The 23,501-nt window shown below is 68.2% G+C and carries 22 protein-coding genes and 1 pseudogene; 18 read left to right on the top strand and 5 right to left on the bottom strand.

The window, feature by feature from the left end:
• Positions 1–128: 128 nt before the first annotated feature.
• The 3 genes from L2D00_12165 to L2D00_12155 form a co-directional block, all read right to left on the bottom strand.
• Entirely contained in the window at positions 129–926 is a 798-nt protein-coding gene (locus L2D00_12165; protein WBQ12596.1) for an inositol monophosphatase, read from the bottom strand.
• 4 nt (positions 927–930) lie between these two features.
• Complete coding sequence (efp, locus tag L2D00_12160; protein ID WBQ12595.1) at positions 931–1,497, bottom strand: elongation factor P; 567 nt, start codon at positions 1,495–1,497, stop codon at positions 931–933.
• Positions 1,498–1,604: 107 nt separating this feature from the next.
• Complete coding sequence (locus L2D00_12155) at positions 1,605–2,117, bottom strand: glycoside hydrolase family 108 protein (GenBank protein ID WBQ12594.1); 513 nt, start codon at positions 2,115–2,117, stop codon at positions 1,605–1,607.
• A 144-nt stretch (positions 2,118–2,261) separates the two neighbouring features.
• Here L2D00_12155 and L2D00_12150 point away from each other — a divergent pair, with 144 nt between their 5' ends.
• From L2D00_12150 to mgtE, 6 genes are all read left to right on the top strand, one after another.
• On the top strand, positions 2,262–3,062 hold the full coding sequence (locus L2D00_12150; protein WBQ12593.1) for an aldo/keto reductase: 801 nt from the start codon (positions 2,262–2,264) through the stop codon (positions 3,060–3,062).
• Between the two features lie 28 nt (positions 3,063–3,090).
• On the top strand, positions 3,091–4,344 hold the full coding sequence (locus L2D00_12145) for a hypothetical protein (protein WBQ12592.1): 1,254 nt from the start codon (positions 3,091–3,093) through the stop codon (positions 4,342–4,344).
• Between the two features lie 101 nt (positions 4,345–4,445).
• Positions 4,446–5,393: a metalloregulator ArsR/SmtB family transcription factor gene (locus L2D00_12140; protein ID WBQ12591.1), complete on the top strand. Its 948-nt coding sequence runs from the start codon at positions 4,446–4,448 to the stop codon at positions 5,391–5,393.
• An 18-nt stretch (positions 5,394–5,411) separates the two neighbouring features.
• On the top strand, positions 5,412–6,953 hold the full coding sequence (gene pgi, locus L2D00_12135) for a glucose-6-phosphate isomerase (GenBank protein WBQ12590.1): 1,542 nt from the start codon (positions 5,412–5,414) through the stop codon (positions 6,951–6,953).
• A 69-nt stretch (positions 6,954–7,022) separates the two neighbouring features.
• A complete protein-coding gene (gene tkt / locus L2D00_12130) occupies positions 7,023–9,023 on the top strand; it encodes a transketolase (protein ID WBQ12589.1) in 2,001 nt (666 codons plus the stop codon).
• A gap of 67 nt (positions 9,024–9,090) precedes the next feature.
• Positions 9,091–10,428 carry a magnesium transporter gene (gene mgtE / locus L2D00_12125; GenBank protein WBQ12588.1) on the top strand — a complete coding sequence of 446 codons (1,338 nt, stop codon included), beginning with the start codon at positions 9,091–9,093 and terminating at the stop codon, positions 10,426–10,428.
• Between the two features lie 95 nt (positions 10,429–10,523).
• Here the strand turns inward: mgtE and L2D00_12120 are convergent, their stop codons facing one another.
• Positions 10,524–11,699, bottom strand: a complete 1,176-nt coding sequence (locus L2D00_12120) for a cupin domain-containing protein (GenBank protein WBQ12587.1) — start codon at positions 11,697–11,699, stop codon at positions 10,524–10,526.
• Between the two features lie 2 nt (positions 11,700–11,701).
• The gene (locus L2D00_12115; GenBank protein ID WBQ12586.1) at positions 11,702–12,268 is read right to left on the bottom strand and encodes a twin-arginine translocation signal domain-containing protein; all 567 of its coding nucleotides are present in this window, start codon (positions 12,266–12,268) and stop codon (positions 11,702–11,704) included.
• Between the two features lie 129 nt (positions 12,269–12,397).
• Between L2D00_12115 and ruvC the strand changes: the two genes are divergently transcribed.
• The 12 genes and pseudogenes from ruvC to ftsH all read left to right on the top strand — a co-directional run bounded on the left by ruvC (position 12,398) and on the right by ftsH (position 23,362).
• The gene (ruvC, locus tag L2D00_12110; GenBank protein ID WBQ12585.1) at positions 12,398–12,907 is read left to right on the top strand and encodes a crossover junction endodeoxyribonuclease RuvC; all 510 of its coding nucleotides are present in this window, start codon (positions 12,398–12,400) and stop codon (positions 12,905–12,907) included.
• Positions 12,904–13,542, top strand: a complete 639-nt coding sequence (gene ruvA / locus L2D00_12105) for a Holliday junction branch migration protein RuvA (protein WBQ12584.1) — start codon at positions 12,904–12,906, stop codon at positions 13,540–13,542. Before ruvC ends, ruvA begins: the two co-directional genes overlap by 4 nt.
• On the top strand, positions 13,539–14,570 hold the full coding sequence (ruvB, locus tag L2D00_12100) for a Holliday junction branch migration DNA helicase RuvB (GenBank protein WBQ12583.1): 1,032 nt from the start codon (positions 13,539–13,541) through the stop codon (positions 14,568–14,570). Before ruvA ends, ruvB begins: the two co-directional genes overlap by 4 nt.
• Positions 14,567–15,016, top strand: coding sequence for a tol-pal system-associated acyl-CoA thioesterase (gene ybgC / locus L2D00_12095; protein ID WBQ12582.1), 450 nt, complete (start codon positions 14,567–14,569; stop codon positions 15,014–15,016). The genes ruvB and ybgC overlap by 4 nt, the downstream gene beginning before the upstream one ends.
• A gap of 203 nt (positions 15,017–15,219) precedes the next feature.
• The gene (locus L2D00_12090; protein ID WBQ12581.1) at positions 15,220–15,873 is read left to right on the top strand and encodes a MotA/TolQ/ExbB proton channel family protein; all 654 of its coding nucleotides are present in this window, start codon (positions 15,220–15,222) and stop codon (positions 15,871–15,873) included.
• Positions 15,874–15,877: 4 nt separating this feature from the next.
• A complete protein-coding gene (locus tag L2D00_12085) occupies positions 15,878–16,315 on the top strand; it encodes a biopolymer transporter ExbD (GenBank protein WBQ12580.1) in 438 nt (145 codons plus the stop codon).
• Positions 16,316–16,324: 9 nt separating this feature from the next.
• Entirely contained in the window at positions 16,325–17,143 is an 819-nt protein-coding gene (locus L2D00_12080) for a hypothetical protein (GenBank protein ID WBQ12579.1), read from the top strand.
• 35 nt (positions 17,144–17,178) lie between these two features.
• Positions 17,179–18,540 carry a Tol-Pal system beta propeller repeat protein TolB gene (gene tolB / locus L2D00_12075; GenBank protein ID WBQ12578.1) on the top strand — a complete coding sequence of 454 codons (1,362 nt, stop codon included), beginning with the start codon at positions 17,179–17,181 and terminating at the stop codon, positions 18,538–18,540.
• 123 nt (positions 18,541–18,663) lie between these two features.
• The gene (gene pal, locus L2D00_12070; GenBank protein WBQ12577.1) at positions 18,664–19,182 is read left to right on the top strand and encodes a peptidoglycan-associated lipoprotein Pal; all 519 of its coding nucleotides are present in this window, start codon (positions 18,664–18,666) and stop codon (positions 19,180–19,182) included.
• 155 nt (positions 19,183–19,337) lie between these two features.
• Positions 19,338–20,162, top strand: a complete 825-nt coding sequence (gene ybgF, locus L2D00_12065) for a tol-pal system protein YbgF (protein WBQ12576.1) — start codon at positions 19,338–19,340, stop codon at positions 20,160–20,162.
• 21 nt (positions 20,163–20,183) lie between these two features.
• On the top strand, positions 20,184–21,482 hold the full coding sequence (gene tilS / locus L2D00_12060; GenBank protein WBQ12575.1) for a tRNA lysidine(34) synthetase TilS: 1,299 nt from the start codon (positions 20,184–20,186) through the stop codon (positions 21,480–21,482).
• Positions 21,483–21,562: 80 nt separating this feature from the next.
• Positions 21,563–23,362 (top strand): annotated as a pseudogene (gene ftsH / locus L2D00_12055) (ATP-dependent zinc metalloprotease FtsH).
• The last annotated feature ends 139 nt before the right edge of the window (positions 23,363–23,501 follow it).

Raw genomic sequence — 23,501 nt, 5'->3', positions numbered from 1 at the left:
GGAGGGTGTCCCGCGCTTTCGCGGGCTCCGTGTGCCGGTGATGACGAGCGGTAAGCCGGTCGCTTCAGAGAACCCGCGGGGGATAGGGGGAGACGGCGGGAGAGTCAAGGGTGAGGGGATTCCACCCCCTACCCCGCCACCTTCTTCAGGCGCTCGCGCAGCTCGGCCAGGACGTATTCATTGCCCGCGGCGATGTCGCCGGTTTCCAGCACGTCGCCGGTTTCCTCGATAGCGCCGGCGAAGCCGCCCGCTTCGCGCATCATGACGATACCGGCTGCGATGTCCCAGGGCTTCAGCCCGCGCTCCCAGAAGCCGTCGAAGCGGCCCGCGGCGGTCCAGGCCAGATCCAGCGAGGCGGCGCCATAGCGGCGGATGCCGGCGCACATGGGCATGATGGCGTGGAGTTCCTTCAGGGCGCGGGCATGGCCGGTCTTGCCGAAGAAGGGCAGGCCGGTGGCGATGACGCAGTCCTGGAAATGGCGGCGCTCGGCGACGCGCAGGCGGCGGTCATTGACATAGGCGCCGCGGCCCTTTTCGGCGTGGAACAGATCGTCGGTGGCCGGGTTATAGATCACGCCCGCGATCAGCTCGCCCTCGCGCTCCAGCGCCACGGAGATGGCGAAATGGGGCTGGGCGTGGGTGAAGTTCGTGGTGCCGTCCAGCGGATCGACAATCCAGCGGTGGGAGCGGTCGGTGCCGTCCACCGCGCCGCGCTCCTCCATCAGGAAGCCATAGCCCGGACGCCCGCGCGACAGCTCGGCGAACAGGATTTCTTCCGATTTGAGATCGGCGGCGGTGACGAAATCGGCCGGGCCCTTGCGCGAGACCTGCAAATGCTCGACCTCGTTGAAGTCGCGCACCAGCTTGCGGCCGGCCTTGCGGACCGCGCCGGTCATCACCTGCATCAGGGCGGAGACATTTCCCATGGGCCTAGTCGGCCCGGCGCACGTAGGTGCCGTCTTCGGTGGACACGACGATCTTCTCGCCCACGCCGACAAAGGGCGGCACGGCGGATTTGACACCGCCCGACAGCACAGCCGGCTTGTAGGAATTGGCCGCCGTCTGGCCCTTCACCACCGGCTCGGTCTCGACCACTTCCAACTCCACATGATTGGGCAGGGTGATGCCGATGGGCTTGTCCTCGTAGAGCTCGACCATCACCTTCATGCCGTCGGACAGGAAGGCGGCGCGCTCCTCGCTGACGAAATCGATGTGCAGGGAGATCTGCTCGTAGGTTTCGGTGTTCATGAACACCAGCATCTCGCCCTCGGGATAGAGATACTGATAATCGCGCTGCTCCAGGCGCACGCGCTCCACCTTGTCGGCCGAGCGGAAGCGCTCATTGAGCTTGCGCCCGTCGAGAATGTTCTTCAGCTCCACCTGGGCGAAGGCACCGCCCTTGCCGGGCTTCACGTGATCGGCCTTGACCGCCGTCCACAGCGTCTCCTGGTGCTTGATCACCATGCCGGGCTTGATTTCATTGCCGTTGATTTTCATGGAAGGCGCGATCCTGGGATGCGGCGCGTCCGGACGGACCGGGCGCGGGTTTGTCTAGAGCCGCGCCCGTGTATCAGGGCCGCCCGGCCCCGGCAAGCTGCACGCCCTCACCCCGCCGCCAGCGCCCCCGTCTCCATCACTGTACTCATGAGCCGCCGCGCCCATCCCAGGCCGAAAGTCGGGAATGTGTTGAGGCGGGCATAGAACACCATGCGCCGCGCCGCGATCTCGCAGATCGTATCGGCGGGTTTGAGGCGCGCGGCGGCGGCCAGCGTCTGCGGGCCGATCACGCCGTCATCGGCAACGCCGAGCGCCCTTTGGAGGAAGAGCGCAGCCTGGCGGGGGCCGTGATTGACCGCGGCGTCAAAGACCATCGCATCCACGCCCGCCGGCAGATCATCGCAGCGGCACGCATCCCAGTAGCGCGCGCGATAGATAGCGCCGGCCTCCTGCCGGGTCAGGGCGCGTACATCCTCGCGGCTCACCGGCGCGCTGCGCCAGGCCGCGAGCGTGCCTTGGGTGATGCCGAAATTCGTGGCACCGCCGGGATCAGCCGGGTGATCGGAAAATCCCCCCTCCCAGTGAAACACGTGCGCCAGCGCCGTCTCGAACCTGTCCATGCCGGTCTCCCTGAATTGAACGCGACAGAGCATGGGGCCATCGCTCCGTTGTCTGATAACGACGGGATAGCAGGGCGGACGGTGCGCCCATGGAATGGCGAAATGCATTCCCGTCGGCGCGCAAAGCCAGTAAAGCTCGCGCCCATGATTGAAGGTCTCTCCCGTCTCGGCTTCGGCGTCTCGGGCGCCCATGGCACGCCGCTGGTTCCCGCCCACGCCACGCTGGGCCTGATCCGGCATGCGTTCGAGGGCGGGGTGCGGGTGTTCGACACCGCGCCCGCCTATGGCGCGGGCGAGGCGGAGCGGCGGCTGGGCCGGGCGTTGCGGGAGCTGCCGCGCGATCATGTTTTCGTCTGCACAAAGGCGGGGATTGCCAGCAGCGGTGTGGCCCGGCGCAGCCGCGATTTCTCGCCCGCAGCCATCGAAACCAGCCTGCGCGCCAGCCTGTCCCGGCTGGACGTGGAGGGGGTGGACGCGCTGTTCCTGCACGGACCCGACCCGTCCGAGCTGACAGATGCGTTGTTCGCCCGGCTGGCGGCGCTGAAATCGTCAGGCGCGTTTGGGCGGCTGGGCGTGACCGGGCTGGGGCCGGAGCTGGACGCCGCCATCGCCACAGGGCGGTTTGATCTGATGATGGCCCCTGTCCACCCTTTCATCGGGGCCCGCGAAGACGCGCGCCTGGCCGCCGCCCGCGCCCGCGGCATGGCGGTGATCGCCATTCAGACGGCAGGCGATGCGCGCCCGGCGCGGCGCGTCCCGCGCCGTCCGGCCGATCTCTATGCGCTGGCGCGCAGTCTGCGTCCGGCCACAGGCGGACGGGGACGGGTGCATCCGGCGGCGGGCGTCCTTGCGGCGCTGGCGCGCAGCGATGTGGACAGCGTGCTGGTCAACACCACGCGGCGCGCCCATCTCGACGCCCATCTCGACGCCGCCGGGCTGGGCTGACGCCGGGGGCGCGCTAAATGCTGCGCCCATGAGCCAGACCGATCTGTTTTCCGGTGCCCTCAGCGCCGCCCTGCCCGGCCCGACGCGTGCCGCCGGGCTCGCCCGGCTTGCGGCATTCACGCCGTCCATGGGCCGGGTGTATGGCGCGCACCGCAATGAGGACCGGGGGCCGGATGACCGGTCCAATATCTCGGGCCTTAGCGCCCATATACGCCGGCGGATGATCGGCGAGGACGAGCTGGCCCGCGCCGCGATAGAGGCCCACGGGCTTCAGGGCGCGGAAAAGTTCGTCCAGGAGGTCTGCTGGCGCACTTACTGGAAAGGCTGGCTGGAGATGCGGCCCTCGGTCTGGGCCGATTACCGCACCGGGCTGGCGCGTGATCTCGACGCGCTGGAACGTGATCGCGCGCTGGCGGCCCGCTACACCGCCGCTATGGAGGGACGCACGGGACTGGACTGCTTCGACGCCTGGGCGGGCGAGCTGGATGCGTTCGGCTATCTGCATAATCATGCGCGCATGTGGGCGGCCTCGATCTGGATCTACACGCTGGGCCTGCCCTGGCGTCTGGGGGCGGACTGGTTCCTGCGCCATCTCATCGACGCCGACCCCGCGTCCAACACGCTGAGCTGGCGCTGGGTGGGGGGCTTGCATACGCCGGGCAAGACCTATCTGGCGCGCGCTGACAATATCGCGCGGTTCACAGGCGGCCGCTTCCAGCCGCGCGCCGGCGATCTGGCACCTGAGGCACCGCCGCTGGCGGACGATCCGGGTCATCCCGCGCCGGTACCGCTGGCACCGGCGGCGCGCCTGGACCGGACTGCGCCGGGCTTCCTGCTGCTGACGGCCGACGACCTGCACCCGGAAAGCTGGGGCCTGGCGGGGATGGATATTGCCGGCGCGGTGACGCTGGATACGTCCGCCGCGCTCAGCCCGCTCGCGACTGGTGCCGCGGCAAACGCCTTCACCTGCGCCGCCTTCGAAGATGCGCGCCAGCGCACGGCGCAGACCTTGGGCTGCCCGGTTCACGAGGCCGCGTCCATGGCCGACGTCATCGCCCTCGCCAAGCAGGCCGGTGCCCGCCAGATCCTGACCCAGCGCCCCTGTCAGGGCCCGGCGCGTGACGCCCTGGATTCGGCCATGCCCACGTTCAAGTCCGCCGGCCTGACGCTGGGCGAACTGCGCCGGGACTGGGACCGGGGCTTCTTCACCCATGCGCAAAAAGGCTTTTTCAAGCTGAAGCAGGCCATCCCCGGCGTGCTCGGATCACTGGATCTGATCTGAGGCGCACACCCGCGTCCGGATGACAAATCGCACCAGCCCCGCTAAGCCATCATCGTCTGGCCATGCTCGCGCATCGGTCCGGCGTGAAGCGAGGTGACGGGATGCAGACCGATCTGCTGGCGAAACTGAAGGCGCTTGCCGAGCCCTCGCGCCTGCGCATCGTGTCGCTGCTGTCCCAGGGCGAAATGACGGTGAGCGAAATCATCCAGGTGCTCGGCCAGAGCCAGCCGCGCGTGTCGCGTCACTTGAAGCTCCTGGCAGACGCCGGTTTGTGCGAGCGCTTCCCCGAAGGCGGCTGGGTATTCTACCGGCTGGTGCGCACCGGACCGGTCTCGAGGCTGGCAGCGCTGATCGAGGACTTCACCGATCCTGAATACCCCCAGGTACAGCGTGACCGCCAGCGCCTGAGCGAGCTGAAACGCCTGCGCGCCCAGAGCGCCGAACGCTTTTTCGAGGCCGCCGCGGCGCAATGGGCGCAGATCCGCTCCATGCATTTCTCCGAAGCGGCGGTGGAAAATGAACTGGTGCGCCTGGTGACCGGCCGGCGCTTCAAAAGCCATGTGGATGTGGGCACGGGCACCGGGCGGATGCTGGAGCTGTTCAGTGCCCAGGCCGATGAAGGCATGGGCGTGGATCTGTCGCGCGAAATGCTGTCGGTTGCGCGCGCCAAGTTGTCAGAGGCCGGGCTGAGCACGCGCTTCGTGCGCCAGGCGGACGCCTCGGCTCTGCCGGTGGAAGATGGCGCTGCCGACCTGGTCACCGTGCACCAGGTGCTGCACTATCTGTCTGACCCGCGCGAGGCGGTGCGCGAATGCGCGCGCGTGCTGGCACCCGGCGGTGTCTTGCTGATCGTGGACTTCGCCGAGCACCGGCACGAAGCCTTGCGCGTGGAGCATCATCACCGCCATCTCGGCTTCCCCCCCGCCCAGGTCACCGGCTGGCTGACCGGCGCGGGCCTTGACCTCAAACAGCTTGTCACCCTCGAGCCGGAAGGCATCAAGGGCGGGCTGACCGTGCTGATCTGGGCCGCCGAACACCGGCAGGACTGAAATTCTGGAGCACCCCCGATGACTCTCGCCGCCCTGACGACCCATGCCGGCCGCCTCGCCAAAGCTGACATGAGCACCCTGATCGCGCAGCCTCGCCGCGATGACGCGCTGGTGGTCGACGCCGCCGGCCTGGTGTTCGACGCCCGCCGCCAGCGCCTGGATATGGAGGCCTGGGCCGCCCTTCTGGGTGCCGCACACGAGGCCCGCGTGCCGGACGCCTTCGCGGCCATGATGCGCGGCGATCAGGTCAACACCACTGAAGGCCGCCCGTCTTTGCACACCGCCTGCCGCAACCCGGAGCGCCTGTCTGACGCGGCGCTGGCGGGCCGGCTGCGCGACGCCCGCGCGCGCACCGCCGCCTTCACCGACGCGACGCAGGCGCACGATGTGCTGGACGGTCATCCCTTGCGGCGCATCGTCAATATCGGCATTGGCGGATCCGATCTGGGGCCGCGCTTCATCTATGACGCCCTGAAAGCCTGGCGGCGCGAGGGCGTGGAGGCGCGCTTCGTCTCCAATCTCGATCCGGCCGATCTGGACGACGCGCTGGAGGGGGCCGAGCCTGAGACCACGCTGGTGGTCATCGTGTCGAAATCCTTCACCACCCAGGAAACCCTGATGAATGGCCAGGCGGCGCGCGACTGGCTCGCGGCACGGCTGGGCGAGGCCGGTGCCAATGCGCGCCTGTGCGCGGCGACAGCCGCGCCGGACAAGGCGGCGGCGTTCGGCGTGGATCCCCAGCGCATCTTCCCGTTCGAGGACGGGGTGGGCGGGCGCTATTCGCTGTGGTCGCCGGCGGGGATCGCCATCGAGCTGGCGGTGGGCTCACGGGTCTATTCGCGCCTGCTGCACGGCGCACGGGTGATGGACGATCATGTGATGGACGCGCCGCCCGCCGCCAACATGGCCATCGCCAAGGGACTGGTGGACGCCTGGAACCGGGCGGCGCGCAGGCTCCCCTCGCGCTGTGTGACGGCCTATTCCTCACGCCTCGAGCGCCTGCCCGCCTATCTGCAACAGCTGGAGATGGAGAGCCTGGGCAAGTCGGTGACCCATGACGGAAGCGCGCTGGCGGCAAGTCATTCGGGCGCGCTGGTGTGGGGCGGGCGCGGCTCGGACCTGCAGCACTCGGTGTTCCAGTGGCTGCATCAGGGCCAGGACGAGGCGCCGGTGGACTTCATCGCCCTCAAGGATGCGGGGTTCATGGAAGACCCGCGTGCGCGCGCGCTCAACGCCAACATGACCGCTCAGGGCGCAGCCCTGACCACGGGACGCGGCGGCGGCGAGGGCCCGCTCTCGGCGCACAAGGCCATCACGGGCGGGCGGGCGAGCAGTACGATCCTTCTGCCCGGCCTGAGCCCTGAGAGCCTGGGCGCGCTGGTGGCATTGCATGAGCATAAAGTCGTTGTGGAGGCCGCGCTTTACGGCCTGAACCCGTTTGACCAATGGGGCGTGGAGCTGGGCAAGGCGCTTGCCCGCGATCTGCTTTCCGGCGACACGGGCGGCTTCGATCCCGTTGCGCTTGATCTCGCCCGCAGGCTGGGGCTGGACGCCGTCTAGGCGTTCGCTTCCGGGGTGCGAATCCGCTTATATGCGCGCCACTGACAGGCTCTTGACGAAGGCTCGCCCATGACCCGCACCCCCGCTCTCCCCCCTCTGGACACCACGGCGATCCAGCCGCTGGCCGACGCCATCCGCGCCCTCGCCATGGATGCGGTGGAAGCGGCCAAGTCGGGCCATCCGGGGATGCCCATGGGGATGGCGGACGCCGCCGCCGTGCTGTGGACGCGCCACATCAAGTTTGACCCGGCCGATCCCGCCTGGCCGGACCGGGACCGGTTCGTACTGTCAGCCGGTCACGGCTCCATGCTGGTCTATTCCATCCTGCACCTGATCGGGGTGGAGGGTGTGACCATGGAGGAGCTGAAAAACTTCCGCCAGCTCGGCTCCAAGACGCCGGGCCATCCCGAGTACGGCCACACGCCGGGCGTGGAGACAACCACCGGCCCGCTGGGTCAGGGCATTTCCACGGCGGTGGGCATGGCGCTGGCCGAGCGCATGCTGAACGCGCGCTATGGCGATGATCTTGTGGACCACCATACCTTCGTCATCGCCTCGGACGGCGATCTGCAGGAAGGCATCAGCCAGGAAGCCATTGCGCTGGCCGGTCACTGGAAGCTGAACCGGCTGATCGTGCTATGGGACGACAACTCCATCTCCATCGACGGCTCCACCGAGCTGTCCGACACCACTGACCACGGCGCGCGCTTTGAAAGCGCGGGCTGGCGGGTGTTTCACGTGGACGGACATGACCCCAAAGCGGTGGACGACGCGCTGACGCAGGCGCGGCTGAGCGACCATCCGGTGCTGATCGCGTGCAAGACCATCATCGGCAAGGGCGCGCCCACCAAGGCCGGCACGGCCGGGTCCCACGGGTCGCCGCTGGGCGCGGACGAGATTGCCGGTGCCCGCAAGGCCATGGGCTGGACCCATGGCGCGTTCGAGATTCCGGACGCCGTGTATGAGGGCTGGCGAAGCGTGGCGGAACGCGGCGCGCAGGCCCGCGCGGCGTGGACGCAGCGCCACGCCACGTCATCATCGCGCGCGCAGTTCGATGCGCAGCTGTCGGGAGACACGCCCAAAGCCGCGCTGGAGGCGCTGGACGCTCATATCGCCAAGCTCATGACCGACAAGCCGGCGCTGGCCACCCGCGCCGCGTCGGGCAAGGCGATTGAAAGCTTCTGGGACAAAGTCCCCGGCCTGACCGGCGGATCGGCGGACCTGACCGGCTCGGTCAACACGCTGGTGAAGGGGCAAGCCCCGCTCAGCGCTGACAATTACGCCGGCCAGTACATCCATTACGGCGTGCGCGAGCACGGCATGGCCGCGGCCATGAACGGCATGACGCTGCATGGCGGCGTGCGCCCCTATGCCGGGACCTTCCTGGTGTTTTCAGACTATTGCCGCCCGGCGGTGCGCTTGTCGGCGCTGATGAACCAGCCGGTGATCTATGTCTTCACCCACGATTCCATCGGGCTGGGCGAAGACGGCCCCACCCACCAGCCAGTGGAGCATCTCTCCGCCCTGCGCGCCATCCCCAATCTGGCGGTGTTCCGACCCGCTGACGCGGTGGAGGCCGCCGAAGCCTGGCGTGTGGCGCTGGAGCGCCGGGACGGGCCGACCTGCCTGATCCTGTCGCGCCAGAAGACGCCGCACCTGCGCACGGACACTGGCTCGAAGAATCTCAGCGGGCGCGGTGCCTATGTGCTGAGCGAGGCGGACGGGACGGCTCAGGTAACCCTGATCGGCACCGGCACCGAGACCGCGCTGGCGCTGGAAGCCCAATGCCTCCTGAAAGAGCGCGGCGTGGACGCCCGCGTGGTATCCGCACCCAGCGTCGAGACCTTCCTGGCCCAGGACAAGGGGTATCGCGACAGCGTGGTCGATCCGGCTCTGCCCGCCGTGGCGGTGGAGGCCGGGATACGCTGGGGCTGGGACGCGCTGATCGGACGCGAAGGCGGATTTGTCGGCATGACCGGTTTTGGCGCGTCGGCACCGGCGGAGGCGCTCTACGATCATTTCGCCATTACAGCGCAGGCTGTGGCGGCTGAGGCCCTCAAGCGCGTATAAGCCTATACCGCCTCCGGCGCGCACACCTGACCGCGCGCGCCCTGCCCGCAGCAAACACGGATCGCTCATGAGCGTGCTCGAAGCCATGGCCGAGGACGGCCTCGACCTGAACGACACCGAAGCGCTGACCGCCTTTGTGGCCGACGCCCACGCGGTGGATGCGGCGGCGTTGCTGGACGAGCTGGAGCCCGAACAGGCGCGCGATCTTCTGATGGCCCAGACACTGGATCATCAGACCGAGATTTTCGGCTATCTCTATGGCGATACCCAGGAGGCGCTGGCGCTGATCCTGGAGCGCGCCAAGCTGGTCGAGATCGTCAGCGAGATGAACTCCGACGACCGGGCCGACCTCTATAACCGGCTCACCGAAGATCAGCGCGCCGCGCTGATGCCCGGTCTGGCGCGCGCCGAACGCGAAGACATCCGCCGCCTCGCCTCCCACGAAGAGGGCACGGCCGGCGCGATCATGACGTCGGACTACGCCACGCTGGGTCTGGAGCTGACCGCAGGCGAGGCCATCGATTCCCTGCGCAAGGAAGCGCCGGACAAGGAAACCATCTATCGCGCCTATGTCGTGGATGAGGAGCGCAAGCTATTGGGCTCGGTGCGCCTGCAGGCGCTGATCCTGGCCGCCCCGGACACCCCGATCGCCGAACTGATGGAGCGCGGCGCTCTGGTGGTGCGTCTGGAGGAAAGCCAGGAAGAGGTAGCCCGCAAGATCGCGCGCTATGACGTGCTGGCCATCCCGGTGATCAACGAGTCCGGAGAGCTGGTCGGCATCGTCACCCATGACGACGCGATCGACGTGGTCGAAGCCGAAGCCACAGAGGACTTCCACAAATTCGCCGCTGCCGGCTCCCTTGGCGAAAGCGTGCGCGATGCGCCGATTTTCACCCTCTACCGCAAGCGCATTGTCTGGCTGGTCATCCTGGTGTTCGCCAATCTGTTCTCCGGCGCGGGTATCGCGGTGTTTGAAGACACGATCGCCGCCTATGTGACGCTGGTGATCTTCATGCCGCTGATCATCGGTTCAGGCGGCAATGCCGGGGCGCAAGGCGCGACACTGATGGTGCGCGCCCTGGCCACAGGCGACGTCGTGATGAAGGACTGGGGCGTGCTGCTGGGCCGCGAGCTGCTTGTGGCGGCCATGCTGGGCGGGACCATGGCGCTGGCTGTGGCGCCCATCGGCTATGCGCGCGGCGACATGGGCATCGCGCTCGTGGTGTCGATTTCAATGGTGATCGTGGTGCTGGTCGGCAGCCTGATCGGGATGAGCCTGCCCTTTGTGCTCAGCCGGCTGAAAGTCGATCCCGCAACCGCCAGCGCCCCGCTGATCGCCACCATCGCCGACGTGATGGGCATACTGGTTTACTTCTCCATCGCCACAGCGATCCTGTTCCCGTAACGGGGCATTATCCTTGTAAATCTGACATTTAATGTTCGATTTGCAGGGATGAGTGATCGCAAGTCCCTGTTTTCGTGAGAGTGACCTCTGAAGCCCTAAACCCGCCGGGCGTGGCCGAAGGCCAGCAGGCGGGCGATAGCGTCGCGGGCCTTGTCCTCGCCCAGCATGGCGAAATCGGCGGCGCTTACCGTCTCGCCCGCCACCAGGCGCTCCAGCGCCGGACCGGCGGCCAGATCAATCATCACCGGCCCGCCGGGTCCCGTGACCGCGATATGGCCGTCGTCTTCCGCCAGATGCAGCGCGGTCAGTGCCCGCCGGCGCACCGGCGTGCTGTCCGTCACCGGGCCGCCGGTCAGCGCGCCACTTGTGTCGGGCGTGCGGCTGGTGACGAATTCATCGGCGAACAGGGCGATGACCGAGGCGATATCGGCCTCGGACTCCACCGCGCGCAGCGCCTGGGTGAAACGGGCCTGAAACACTGTCGCATCCGCGCTGTGATGGAAGCCCGGCGGCAGGGAGCGCCGCAGCTCGGGCAGGCGCAGGGCAGCCTCCGACACCGCTTCCAGCAGAAAATCGGCCCAGGTGCGGGTAATGACCCCGGTGGTGATGTGCAAAGACGGCGCGCCCGACCCCTCATTGACCGCGTCATGCATCAGCCCGCGCGGCACGTAGAGCACGTCACCGGGTTTCAGGATCAGCTCCTGGCTCGGCGCGCCAGCCGCGTACTGGCCCGGCGTGAAGCGCTCCCCACGATAGGGCGCACCGACGGGCGAGTCATAGAGCCGCCAGCGCTTCTCGCCCTCCACCTGGAGGACGAAGACGCAATGATTGTCATAATGGGTCTGGAAGCCCTGGGCGTTGGGTGGGGTGAGGTAGATATTCGTCTGCACATGGGCAGACAGATCGGCCTCCAGCGCCCGGCACAGATCGGCGAGCGGGCGCACACGCGTGTGCAGCTGGGGCAGGATCAGGGTCGCGCCCTGTTGGAACAGGCGCGCGGCCTGCCCCCGGTCCAGCACGCCCAGGCGGTTGATATAGGCGCTTTCAGCCAGCTTGGGTTCGGCGCGGGCCATGGAGGCCTCGCCCTCGCGGAACAGCTCATCAGCCAGGCGGCGGTCAATGTCGGCCGTGGAGATCAGGGCGCGAAACCGGTCCGGATCGCGCCCGGGCACGTGAAGCGCGCGCCTTTCATAGACCTCATCAAGGAAACCGGCCTCATCGTGCGGCGCGATCAGCTCGGCGAGCCCGAACGGGCCGGACTTGGCGTCCATGATCAGCAGCGCCGCCCCTGACCACCCGGGTCGGCCCAGGGGCCGGAATCAGAGTCCGAACAGGACCGCGATCCGCCGCGGCCATAATTGGCGCGATCCGCATACGAGCCGCTATCATTGTCGGTGATGCCGGTATAGCCCGGCTCGTACCCGCCGCAGCGCACGCCCTGCCCGCCCGGATCGGCATAGCGCCCGCTATCGGCGTCCGAGCAAGCCCGTCCGCCGCCGGAGCCGCGCCCGTGTCCATAATTGGCGCGGTCGGCATAGGCACCGCCATCATTATCTGTGAAGCCGGTATAGCCCGGCTCGTACCCGCCGCAGCGGCGGCCCTGACCGCCCGGATCGGCATAGGCCCCGCTATCGGCGTCCGTGCAGCCCGACCCGTGAACGGGCCCGCCGCCATATCCGCCCGAGCGGCCATGGCCGACGGCGTCAAACGGATCGGAATCGGTGGCACCGGTATACGGGCCGGTGGCGCATCCGGTCAGGCCGGCCGCGCCCAGCGCCACCCCGCCGCCGGCCACACGCGCCAGAAACGATCGCCGCGTCAGTGGTCTGAATTTCGCCATGCCCGCCCCCAAAGCTGCAACACCTTGATGCTACGCCTCTTCCCACGCGCTGGCGAGCGAAAATTCGCAGCCTTGAGGGCGTCTGAAACCATAGGAGCGGGAGGGGGCGAGGCGGGCTATGCTGACGCCATGAGCGCAGCGATTCGCATTCTTGGCGTCGATCCCGGTCTTAACGCCACGGGCTGGGGGCTGATTGATCAGTCCGGGTCGCGCCTGACCCTTGTGGCCTATGGCGTCATCCGTGCGCCGTCGCGCGCGCCCATGGCCGAACGCCTGTGTGCGATTTACGACGCGCTGGAGGTGCTGATCGGCGCGCATCAGCCCAACGAGGCCGCGGTCGAGGACCAGTTCGTCCACGTCAATCCGGCCAGCGCCCTGAAACTCGGTCAGGCAAGGGCTGCGGCGATGCTGGCGCCTGCGCGGGCCGGGCTGACGGTGGCCGAATATGCGCCGCGTCTGGTGAAAAAGGCGGTGGTGGGCACGGGCGCGGCAGACAAGGCCCAGGTCGCGGCCATGGTGTCGGTGATCCTGCCCGGCGCGAAGGCCGAGGCCGACGCGGCCGACGCGCTGGCCGTGGCGATCTGTCATGCCCATCACCGGCGCCCGGCCGGGATGGTTTCAGCGAGGGCGGCGTCATGATCGGCAAGCTTAAAGGCATGGTGGACGCCGTCGGCGAGGAAGAGGCGGTCATCGATGTGGGCGGGGTGGGCTATCTCATCCATGCCGGCGCGCGTACGCTCTCGCGTCTCAGCCCCGGCGCGGCGGTGAGCGTGCATGTGGAGACCTATGTGCGCGAAGACGCGCTGAAACTCTTCGCCTTCCTCACCGATGCCGAGCGGGCCTGGTTCGTGCGATTGCAATCGGTGCAGGGCGTGGGCGCGCGCCATGCGCTGGCGATCCTGGACGCGATTGCGCCGGGCGAGATTGAAAGCGCCGCGGCGCTGGGCGACACTTCGGCTTTCTCGCGCGCCAAGGGCGTCGGCCCCAAGCTCGCCCAGCGCATTGCGGCGGAGCTGAAAGACAAGGCGCCCCCGGCGGGCCGCACGCTGGGCGGGGGCGCGGCGCTGGCGGCGTCTGCCGGTTCAACCGCGCCATCCGCGCCCGCCGCCCCCGCCGCCAGCGCTGCGCGCGAAGCGGCTGTCTCGGCCCTGATCAATCTGGGCTATGGCGAAAGCGACGCCCGCCGCGCCGCAGCCCAGGCCCTGCGTGATCTGGGCGATGAGGCGGGCGAAGGGGCGCTGATCAAGGCGGCTCTGAAGGAGCTGGCGCGATGAGCGAACCTGAGCGCATCATCTCGCCGGAGGATCAGGCCGGGGACGGGCGCGACAAGGCGCTGCGGCCCTTGTCCTTTGGCGATTTTGTGGGCCAGACGGCAGCGATCTCGAATCTCAAAGTGTTTGTCGACGCCGCCGGCCGGCGCGGTGAGGCGCTGGACCATGTGCTGCTGTCCGGCCCGCCGGGTCTGGGCAAGACCACGCTGGCCCAGATCGTCGCGCGCGAGCTGGGCGTGGGCTTTCGCGCCACCTCCGGTCCTGTCATTGCGCGCGCCGGCGATCTGGCGGCCATCCTGACCAATCTGGAGCCGCGCGACGTCCTGTTCATCGACGAGATCCACCGCCTGCAGCCCATTGTGGAGGAAATCCTCTACCCGGCCATGGAGGATTTCGCGCTGGATCTGGTGATTGGCGAGGGGCCCAGCGCGCGCACGGTGCGCATCGATTTGCCCCCCTTCACCCTGATCGGCGCCACCACGCGGGCGGGCCTTCTGGCCACGCCTCTGCGCGACCGGTTCGGCGTGCCGGTGCGGCTGGAGTTTTATGACGCCGCAGAGCTCGCCCATATCGTGGCGCGCGGTGCCGGCAAGCTGGGCGCGGCCATGACCCAGGACGGTGCCATGGAGATCGCCCGGCGCGCGCGCGGCACGCCGCGCGTGGCGGGGCGGCTGTTGCGCCGGGTGCGTGACTTTGCCGAATCCGATGGTTCGCCGGTGATCGATCGGGCCGTGGCCGACGCGGCGCTGGCGCGCCTGGAAGTGGACGTGCTGGGGCTCGACAGCCTCGACCGGCGCTATTTGCGGGTGCTGATCGAAAGTTTCGCCGGCGGCCCGGCGGGGGTGGAGACGCTGGCGGCGGCCTGCGCCGAAGCGCGCGATGCGCTGGAGGATGTGGTCGAACCCTTCCTGATCCAGCAGGGCTTCATCCAGCGCACGCCGCGCGGACGGGTCGCTGCGGCGCGGGCGTGGGCTCATCTGGGGCTGGAGCCGCCGCGTACCGGGCCTGATCTGTTTGGCGACGCGCCATGACCCCCACATCCGGCACCTGGTCAGACGGCGCGCACCGCCTGCCCATCCGGGTCTATTACGAGGACACGGACTTCACCGGCATTGTGTATTACGCCAATTATCTCAAATTCCTGGAGCGCGGCCGCACCGATGCTTTGCGCACCGCCGGGGTGTCCCATAGCGATCTCCTCGCCCTCGACCCGCCGCTGGGCTTCGCGGTGCGCCGTATCACGGTGGATTATGTCGCCCCGGCGCGCATCGACGACGCGCTGATGGTCGAGACACGGTTCACGCAGGCGCGCGGTGCCCGGCTGGCCGTGGCCCAGCGCATCCTGCACGGCGGCACCGTCCTCATCACCGCTCAGGTGGACGCCGCCTGCATCGATCTCAATGGGCGGCCAAAGCGCCTGCCCGCCGCGACCCTGACATCGCTGGAGCGGTTGATTGTTCCGGGTCCGGGTGCCTGAGCCCCTGCCAAGGGCAGTTCTCTTAAGCCTTTTTCCCTCAAATCGCCGCATTCAGACACGTTCATGCGCCACGAGCGTCCGGCTGCGGCTTGGCGCGCGGCTTGCACACGGTTAAACAGCAAGACGGCGCTGCCGGGGGGCGCCACTGCCATCGCCAATTCGCGCCGCACCCGGCGCACCAAACAGGGGTCTGGTCGATCATCATGGAAAGCGTCGCCGTCGAACTGGCCAGCCCGCAGGGCGAGCTCACCATTCTCTACCTGTTCATGCGCGCCGACATCATCGTGAAAATCGTGATGGGCATTCTGGTCTTCATGTCGATCTGGTCGTGGGCCATCGCCATCGAAAAGGCCATGGAGCTCAATCGCGCCCACGGCCGCGCGGTCAAGTTCGAGAATGATTTCTGGTCCGGCGCGTCGCTGGATGACCTGGCCAAGCGCTATGCCCGCGATCCCAAGGAACCGTTCGGGCGGGTGCTGGCGGCGGCCTTGCGCGACTGGGACGGCTTCTCGGTGGCCAAGAGCGGCGGGGCGGAAGCCAACCGCGAATTGTCCAAGATGGAAAAGGGCCTCGGCATTCTCGCTTCCATCGGCTCGTCAGCGCCGTTTATCGGCCTGTTCGGCACGGTGTGGGGCATCATGAATGCCTTCCGCGCGATCGCCACGGCAGAGAATACGTCGCTGGCGGTGGTCGCGCCAGGCATTGCCGAAGCGTTGTTCGCCACGGCGCTGGGCCTGATCGCGGCGATCCCGGCGGTGATTTTCTTCAACGCGCTGAGCTCCAATCTGGGCAAGTACGCCGCCCGGCTGGAAGGCTTTGTCGACGATCTGACCGCGCTCGCCAGCCGGGAGAGCTAGGGCGATGGGCGCGCGGATGGACTCAGGCGGGCGGTCTGGCGGCGGGCGGCGGCGCTGGAAGCCGGCGGCGGAAATCAACGTCACACCCTTCGTGGACGTGATGCTGGTGCTGCTGATCGTGTTCATGATCTCGGCACCGCTGCTGACGGTCGGCATCGAGGTGGACCTGCCCGACACCGAAGCGCGCGCCATGACCACGTCGGAAGAGCCGCTGACCATCACCATTCAGCCTGACGGCACGATTTTCCTGATGGAAACCGCCGTCAGCTTTGACGAGCTGGGCCCGCGCCTGCAGGCGATTGCGGGTACACGCGCGGCAGCGCGCGTCTATATCCGCGCCGATCAGGGTGTGGCCTATGGCGAGGTCGTGCGGGTCATGGCGAGGGTGTCGGCGTCGGGCTATCCCAATATCGGGCTCGTCACAGACCCGGTCCGCGACTAGGAGCGCACCATGCGCCAGGCCCTCGGATTCATCGTGTCGGCCTTTCTGCACGTCGCCCTGGTGGCGACGGGTTTCATCTATTTTCCCCAGGCCACCCGCTATGCATCGGACTCGGTGATCCTGCCCGTAGAGCTGGTGACGCTGGCCGATATTACCAATGTGCGCGCCGCCCGCCCCGAGCCTGAACCGGTCTTGCCTGAACCCGAGCCCGAGCCCGTGGCACCGCAGCCGGAGGCGCAGCCTGAACCGGTCACCCAGCCCGAACCCGTCCCGCTGCCTCCCGAGCCGGACCCGGAGCCTGAGCCTGAGCCGGTTCCGCCGGAGCTCGAGCCGGAGGCCGAGCCTGAACCTGCGCCGGCACCGGCACCCCGCCCCCAACCGCGTCCCCAGCCCCAGCCCGAGCGCGGGCTGGATCTGGATGATCTGTCGCGCCTGGTCGACCGCTCGCGTCAGGAAACCCGTCCGCGCGCCACGGAAGAGGGCGAAGCGCGGCGCGGCGCCGGCGAGGGCACGGCCATGACCGCCACCTTGCAGGACATGCTGCGCAGCCAGATTGCGCGCTGCACCCGCTCCAATGCCGATGCACCGTCCAACATGGATCTGCGCGTGGTTGTCGAGGTCCGCCTGGAGCGCAGTGGCGCCTTGTCGACCCCGCCGCGCCTGCGTGATGAGGCGCGGGTGATGAACTCGTCCAACCCTTTCCTGAGGGTGGCAGGCGAGCGCGCGGTGCGCGCCGTGATCGACTGCCAGCCCTACCGCCTGCCGCCCGAAGCCTACGCACAGTGGCGCCATCTTGAAGTCATGGTTGATACCCAGGCTGTCCGCTAGTGTCCGCAATCCCGTCCCAAGTCCGGAGCCGCCCGATGATCATCGCCCGCCTTGCCCGCTTTGCGGCCCTGCTCGCCGCCCTTGCTCTGCTCGCCGCACCCGCCTTCGCCCAGGGGCCGCTGCGGGTGGACGTCACGGACGGCCATCTCGATCCCATGCCGGTGGCCGTGCCGGACTTCATCGGCACCGATGGCCGGGCCGCTGACGCCGGCGCGCAGATCGCGCGGGTCATCAACAACAATCTGGGCAATACGGGCCTGTTCACGCCGGTGGATTCGGACGCCTTCATCGAGACCATCGAGAATATCGATCTGCGCCCGCGCTTTGGCGACTGGCGGGTGATCAATGCCCAGGCCCTGCTGACCGGGCGCGTCACCATTGATGGCGAAGACCGCATGCAGATCGCCTTCCGCCTGTGGGATACCGCGACCGAGCAGCAATTGCTGGGCCTCCAGTTCGCCACCACGCCGGACAATTGGCGGCGCATCGCGCACAAGGTTTCCGACGCGGTTTATGAGCGCCTGACCGGCGAGCAGGGTTATTTTGATTCCCGGATCGTCTATGTCGCCGAGTCGGTCGGGTCGGACGGCCAGACCCTGCGCCGCCTGGCGGTGATGGATCAGGACGGGGCCAATCCGTCACTTCTGACAGACCGTTCCTTCATGGCGCTCTTGCCCAATTACTCGCCCGGTGCCCAGCAGATCACCTTCGTCGCCCAGCGCGAAGACGGGCGCAATATGAGCTATCTCTATGATCTGGCCACAGGCCGGCGCGAATCCCTCTTTGATGGCGGCGGGCCGTCGATCAGCAGCGGGGGCCAGTCCCTGGCGCCGCGCTTCGCGCCTGACGGGCGCTCCTTGCTGGTCGCAGCCGAGCGTCACGGCTCGCACCATATCTTCCGCTATGACTTGCGCAGCCGGATTCTGCGTCAGATCACCAGCCACCCGGCCGATGATGTTTCGCCGTCGCCTGCGCCGGACGGGACACAGATCGTGTTCTCCTCCAACCGCTCGGGCCGGTCCCAGCTCTACGTTATGGACGCCGATGGTGCGGACGTGCGCCGGATCACGTTTGGCGAGGGCCAGTATTACGCCCCGGCCTGGTCGCCGCGCGGCGATCTGGTTGCCTTCGTGCGCCAGCAGTCCGGCGGGCGCTTTGCGCTGGGCGTGGTGCGGGCGGATGGCTCGGGCGGCGAGCGCATTCTCTATGAGGGCTATTTCGTTGACAGCCCGACCTGGGCACCCAACGGGCGTATCCTGGCCTTCACGCGTGGCGATTTTGGCCGCGAGGGCACGCAGTACTCGATCTGGAGCGTCGACCTTGCAGGCTTCAATCTGCGCCGCCTGCCGACCCAGGGTGCCGCCTCCGATCCGGCCTGGTCGCCCTTGATCGAATAGTTTTCGCATGCAACTGTTTTTTCGCTTACGCGTTGTCGAGGGGAATTGCGCGTACGCCCGATTCTCGGATAAATGCGCAAGCCTTGCGGCCTCGGCCTGCAGGTTTCTGGAGGGAAAACAACCATGATGCGCCTCACCTTTGCCGCCGTCGCCGCTCTGGGCCTTCTGGCCTCAGCCTGCGCAAGCCGTCCCGAGCCGATGCCCGATCCGGACCCGGTCGCGCCGATCACCTCGCCCGACACCGGCTCGAACGAGCCGGCTGGCCCGACGCCGGGCAGCTCGGCCCACTTCGAGGCCACTGCGGGCGACCGCGTGTTCTACGGATATGACCGTCACGACCTGACCAATGAAGCGCGCGAAACGCTTCGCCGTCAGGCCGCGTGGCTGGCCAGCTACCCCGGCACCCGCGTGCTGATCGCCGGCAATGCCGACGAGCGCGGCACGCGTGAATACAATCTGGCGCTCGGCGCACGCCGGGCCAACGCCGCACGCGACTTCCTGGTCGCCCAGGGCGTGGACCCGTCGCGCATCCAGACCGTTTCGTATGGCAAGGAGCGGCCGACCTGCCGCCAGTCCACCGAGCAGTGCTGGGCCGTCAACCGGAACGCCACCACGGTGATCCAGGCCGGCGCGGTTTCCTAAGGTCCGCACCGTTTTTCGATGTCTGCAACGCGCCCGCAAGCCCATGCTTGCGGGCGCTGTGCTGTCCGGGTTCTGCGGGCGCCTTGATTTCGCCGTGCGAGCGCGGAAACTGGCGCGCCTGACTGCCTGCCGTCCCGACGCTTCAGGAGACCGCCATGCTGCGCGCCGCCCTGCCTGCCCTTTTCGTGCTCCTCACAATCGCGCTGGCCGCGCCCGCGGAGGCCCAGAGCCGGCGTGAATTGCAAATGCGGCTCGATAATCTGGAAGCACGCCTGGCCCAGCTGGAATCGGGGGCCGAAGCCGGCGACCCGCTGGCGGAAAGACTGCTGGCGCGTCTGGACGCGCTGGAGCGCGAGCAGCGCGTGCTGACCGGCGAGATCGAGCGGCTGAACTTCGAGAACCGCCAGCTGCGCCAGACGCTGGACGATCTGCAGCGCGCCCCGGCCCCGATGGACGAAGCGGATGCCTTGATGCTCGGCGCTGGCGAGGTGAATCCGGACGATCCGTTTGGTGCAGCGCGCGCGCAGACCGTCCAGCCCTTGCGCCTGCCCGAACAGGACGCACCCGCCGGCACGCAGGACGCGCCGCAATCTTCCGGAGATCCCGATCAGGTTTTTGCGCGCGCCTATACCCGCTTGAGCGATGGCGATTTTCTGGGCGCACGGGACGGGTTTGAGGCCTTCACCAATCAATATGGCGACCATCCGCGTGCGGGGGAGGCCTGGTACTGGCTGGGCGAAACCCATTTCGTGAACGGCGATCTGCAGGATGCGGCCGACGCGTATATCGCGTCCCTGCGCGCCGACCAGCGCGGGACACGGGCACCGGACGCGCTGGTGCGCCTGGCCGCGTCCTTCGCCGGATTGGGCCAAACCGGGCGGGCCTGCCAGCTGCTGGGCTCGTTCGCACGTGAATACCCCAATGCCAATGACGACGCGCGCCGCCGCGCCGAGCGCGAGCGGTCGCGCACCGGGTGCTGACGGGGCAGGGCTGACAGGCTGGTGACCAGCTATGCTCAGCCCGAGGCCCCGGCCCCGGAAGCGCCCGTCCTGGCGGCGGGCTTTTCCGGCGGCGGGGATTCCACGGCGCTGCTGATTGCCCTGCGCGCCGGCTGGCCGGACGCCCCCCTTCACGCCCTGATCGTGGATCACCGCCTGCGCCCGGACAGCACCGCCGAGGCCGAGCTCGCGGCCCGGCGCGCACAGGCACTGGGTGCCACGCCTCATATTCTGGTCTGGGATGCGCCCCGTCCGGGTCAAGGCGCGGCCCGCAGGGCCCGTCACAGGCTGATGGCGCTGGCCTGCCGGCGACTGGGCGCGCGCGTCCTGTGCCTGGGCCATACACTGGATGACCGGATCGAGACCTTGCGCATGCGCGCCGCCCGCGGCGGCGGCGGGCGCACGCTCGCTGCAATGGGCCCGGTCAGCGCCTCGCCGGTCTGGCCCGAGGGGCGGGAGCTGGTGATCGTGCGGCCGCTGGTGACCCTGCGGCGCAGCGATCTGCGCGCGGCCCTGCAGCGCGTGCGTGCGGACTGGATTGAGGATCCGTCCAATGTGGACCGCCGCTATGAGCGGGTGCGGGTGCGGCTAAGCCCGCTTGGCCCGGCAGACGAAGACGCCGTGCTCGACGCCGGCAACGCCGCGCTGGCCAGAGCGCACCAACTCGCCGGGGCGGCCGGCGGCATCATTCACCGGTGCTGCGAGGACACGCCCTGGGGCGGTGTGACCTTGCGTCCCGACGGCTTGTCCAATGCAGACACCCAGGCAGGCCTGCGTGCGCTGTCAGCTCTCATCACGGCGGTGTCCGGGGCAGCGGCCGAGCCGGCACCGGACCTGGCACGGCGGTTTCTGACCGCGCTGTGTGACCATCGCGCCATGACCGGGGCGGGCGCGCACCTGACGGCCGCCGGCGTGCTCGGCCGCGATCCCGGAGCGGCAGGCCGGGCGGACGGCGCGCCAAGTGTCGCACCCCTGACGCTTGAGCCGGGCGAGACCGGCGTGTTTGATGGCCGCTACGAAGTGACAGCGTCGGCACCGCTCCGGCTGGAGCTGCTGGGCGCGCGCCGGCCGGGCCTTGGGGACGCGGCCGTGCCGGGTGTGCTGCGCCCGGGACTGATCCTGGCAGAGACCGCTGCCGGCCCGGTTCTGGCCGCGGAAAACCGGCCTGGCCGCTGGCTGGTCCGCGACCGGGTGCGCAGTCTGACGCTTCCGCCTGCGCTCCCGGCGTGGTTTGATGAGAAGAACGCGCAGGTGCGAGCATGCGCCGCACTGGAGATCAAGCCTGTGCAGACCCATATCTGAAGCTCAAGGCGGTTCGCCGCCGAGCCCGTCCGATCCGGCCCGTCCGGCGGACACGACGCGCGAAGGACATAAGCAACGTCATGAACATGCGCAATATTCTCGTCTGGGCCATTCTGCTCATCCTGCTTCTGGCCCTGTTCAACATGCTTCAGGGCCCGGCGCGTGAGCCTGCGGCCACCGAGGTCAATTATTCCAACTTCCGGGATCAGGTCGATGCCGGCCAGATTCGCTCGGTCACCATCCAGGGCGATGTCATCACCGGCGAGACCACCAATGGCGGTGCTTTCCGGACGGTCATCCCGGGTGACGCCCGCGTCTCCGACGCGTTGCGCGACTCCAATGTCGAGATCACCGCCCGCTCGGCGAGCGATGGCGGCATGGGCTTCTGGGGGCTGATCCTGAGCTGGTTCCCCATGCTGCTTCTGATCGCGGTGTGGATTTTCTTCATGCGCCAGATGCAGGGCGGCGGCCGCGGTGCCATGGGCTTTGGCAAGTCCAAGGCCAAGCTGCTGACCGAGAAATCCGGCCGGGTCACGTTTGAAGACGTGGCGGGCGTCGATGAAGCCAAGGAAGAACTGCGCGAAGTCGTGGAGTTCCTGAAGGACCCGTCGAAATTCCAGCGCCTGGGCGGCAAGATTCCCAAAGGCGCGCTGCTGGTCGGCCCTCCGGGCACCGGCAAGACGCTGATCGCGCGCGCTGTCGCGGGCGAAGCCGGCGTGCCCTTCTTCACCATTTCCGGCTCGGATTTCGTGGAGATGTTTGTCGGCGTCGGCGCATCGCGCGTGCGCGACATGTTCGAGCAGGCCAAGAAAAACGCCCCTTGCATCATCTTCATCGACGAGATCGACGCTGTGGGCCGGGCGCGCGGCGGCGGCATGGGCGGCGGCAATGACGAGCGCGAACAGACCTTGAACCAGCTGCTGGTCGAGATGGACGGGTTCGAGGCCAATGAAGGCATCATCATCATCGCCGCGACCAACCGGGCCGACGTGCTGGACAAGGCGCTGCTGCGTCCGGGCCGTTTCGACCGTCAGGTCCACGTGCCCAATCCGGACGTAACCGGGCGCGAGAAAATCCTGAAAGTGCACATGCGCGAAGTGCCGCTGGCCGGCGATGTGGATGCCAAGACCATTGCGCGCGGCACGCCGGGCTTTTCCGGTGCCGATCTCGCCAATCTGGTCAACGAGGCCGCTCTGCTGGCGGCCCGGCGCAACAAGCGCGTGGTGGGCATGGCCGAGCTGGAAGACGCCAAGGACAAGGTCATGATGGGCCCGGAGCGCCGCTCCATGGTGCTCACCGACGACCAGAAGGAAAAGACCGCCTATCACGAGGCCGGTCACGCCATTGTCGGCCTGAACCTGCCCATGTGCGATCCGGTCTACAAGGCCACGATCATCCCGCGCGGCGGCGCGCTGGGCATGGTGGTGTCCCTGCCCGAGATGGACCGCCTCAACTGGCACAAGGACGAGTGCGAGCAGAAGCTGGCCATGACCATGGCCGGCAAAGCCGCCGAGGTTCTGAAATACGGGGCCGAACATGTGTCCAACGGGCCGGCGGGCGATATCCAGCAGGCCAGCGCGCTGGCCCGCGCCATGGTGCTGCGCTGGGGCATGTCGGAGAAGATCGGCAATATCGACTATTCCGAAGCCCATGAAGGCTATACCGGGCAAACCGGCGGCTTCTCGGTCTCGGCCGAGACCAAGCGGGTGATCGAGGAAGAGGTCCGGCGCCTCATCGAGGATGCCTATGCCCGCGCGGTGCAGATCCTTGAGGACAAGCGCGAGGACTGGGAGCGCCTGGCCCAGGGCCTTCTGGAGTTCGAAACCCTGACCGGGGCGGAGATCACCAATCTGCTCAAGGGTGAACCGCCGGTACGCGACACGACCGTGCCGCCCAAGTCCGACGCCAGCGAGCCGCCTTCGGGCGCGGTGCCGGAAGTCGCCGATGACGAGGACGACGTCACCGCCCCCGGCGGGCTGGGCCCCAGGCCCGGCATCGCCTGAGGCGCGGCGACGTCCA

It is taken from the genome of Hyphomonadaceae bacterium BL14 (assembly GCA_027627705.1).
Taxonomy (GTDB): domain Bacteria; phylum Pseudomonadota; class Alphaproteobacteria; order Caulobacterales; family Maricaulaceae; genus Oceanicaulis.
The sequence above is the reverse complement of the archived record's forward strand: the minus strand, read 5'-3'. Positions and strand labels throughout refer to the sequence as shown.

Excerpts from the sequence above, each read along its gene's own strand:
- mgtE (WBQ12588.1), top strand. The coding sequence starts at position 9,091 with ATGAGCGTGCTCGAAGCCATGGCCGAGGACGGCCTCGACCTGAACGAC.
- L2D00_12120 (WBQ12587.1), bottom strand. The coding sequence starts at position 11,699 with ATGGACGCCAAGTCCGGCCCGTTCGGGCTCGCCGAGCTGATCGCGCCG.
- L2D00_12165 (WBQ12596.1), bottom strand. The coding sequence starts at position 926 with ATGGGAAATGTCTCCGCCCTGATGCAGGTGATGACCGGCGCGGTCCGC.
- L2D00_12115 (WBQ12586.1), bottom strand. The coding sequence starts at position 12,268 with ATGGCGAAATTCAGACCACTGACGCGGCGATCGTTTCTGGCGCGTGTG.
- tolB (WBQ12578.1), top strand. The coding sequence starts at position 17,179 with ATGATCATCGCCCGCCTTGCCCGCTTTGCGGCCCTGCTCGCCGCCCTT.
- pgi (WBQ12590.1), top strand. The coding sequence starts at position 5,412 with ATGACTCTCGCCGCCCTGACGACCCATGCCGGCCGCCTCGCCAAAGCT.
- L2D00_12155 (WBQ12594.1), bottom strand. The coding sequence starts at position 2,117 with ATGGACAGGTTCGAGACGGCGCTGGCGCACGTGTTTCACTGGGAGGGG.
- ybgC (WBQ12582.1), top strand. The coding sequence starts at position 14,567 with ATGACCCCCACATCCGGCACCTGGTCAGACGGCGCGCACCGCCTGCCC.
- L2D00_12140 (WBQ12591.1), top strand. The coding sequence starts at position 4,446 with ATGCAGACCGATCTGCTGGCGAAACTGAAGGCGCTTGCCGAGCCCTCG.
- ybgF (WBQ12576.1), top strand. The coding sequence starts at position 19,338 with ATGCTGCGCGCCGCCCTGCCTGCCCTTTTCGTGCTCCTCACAATCGCG.
- L2D00_12150 (WBQ12593.1), top strand. The coding sequence starts at position 2,262 with ATGATTGAAGGTCTCTCCCGTCTCGGCTTCGGCGTCTCGGGCGCCCAT.
- pal (WBQ12577.1), top strand. The coding sequence starts at position 18,664 with ATGATGCGCCTCACCTTTGCCGCCGTCGCCGCTCTGGGCCTTCTGGCC.
- ruvA (WBQ12584.1), top strand. The coding sequence starts at position 12,904 with ATGATCGGCAAGCTTAAAGGCATGGTGGACGCCGTCGGCGAGGAAGAG.
- L2D00_12145 (WBQ12592.1), top strand. The coding sequence starts at position 3,091 with ATGAGCCAGACCGATCTGTTTTCCGGTGCCCTCAGCGCCGCCCTGCCC.
- tkt (WBQ12589.1), top strand. The coding sequence starts at position 7,023 with ATGACCCGCACCCCCGCTCTCCCCCCTCTGGACACCACGGCGATCCAG.
- ruvB (WBQ12583.1), top strand. The coding sequence starts at position 13,539 with ATGAGCGAACCTGAGCGCATCATCTCGCCGGAGGATCAGGCCGGGGAC.
- L2D00_12085 (WBQ12580.1), top strand. The coding sequence starts at position 15,878 with ATGGGCGCGCGGATGGACTCAGGCGGGCGGTCTGGCGGCGGGCGGCGG.
- efp (WBQ12595.1), bottom strand. The coding sequence starts at position 1,497 with ATGAAAATCAACGGCAATGAAATCAAGCCCGGCATGGTGATCAAGCAC.
- L2D00_12080 (WBQ12579.1), top strand. The coding sequence starts at position 16,325 with ATGCGCCAGGCCCTCGGATTCATCGTGTCGGCCTTTCTGCACGTCGCC.
- ruvC (WBQ12585.1), top strand. The coding sequence starts at position 12,398 with ATGAGCGCAGCGATTCGCATTCTTGGCGTCGATCCCGGTCTTAACGCC.
- L2D00_12090 (WBQ12581.1), top strand. The coding sequence starts at position 15,220 with ATGGAAAGCGTCGCCGTCGAACTGGCCAGCCCGCAGGGCGAGCTCACC.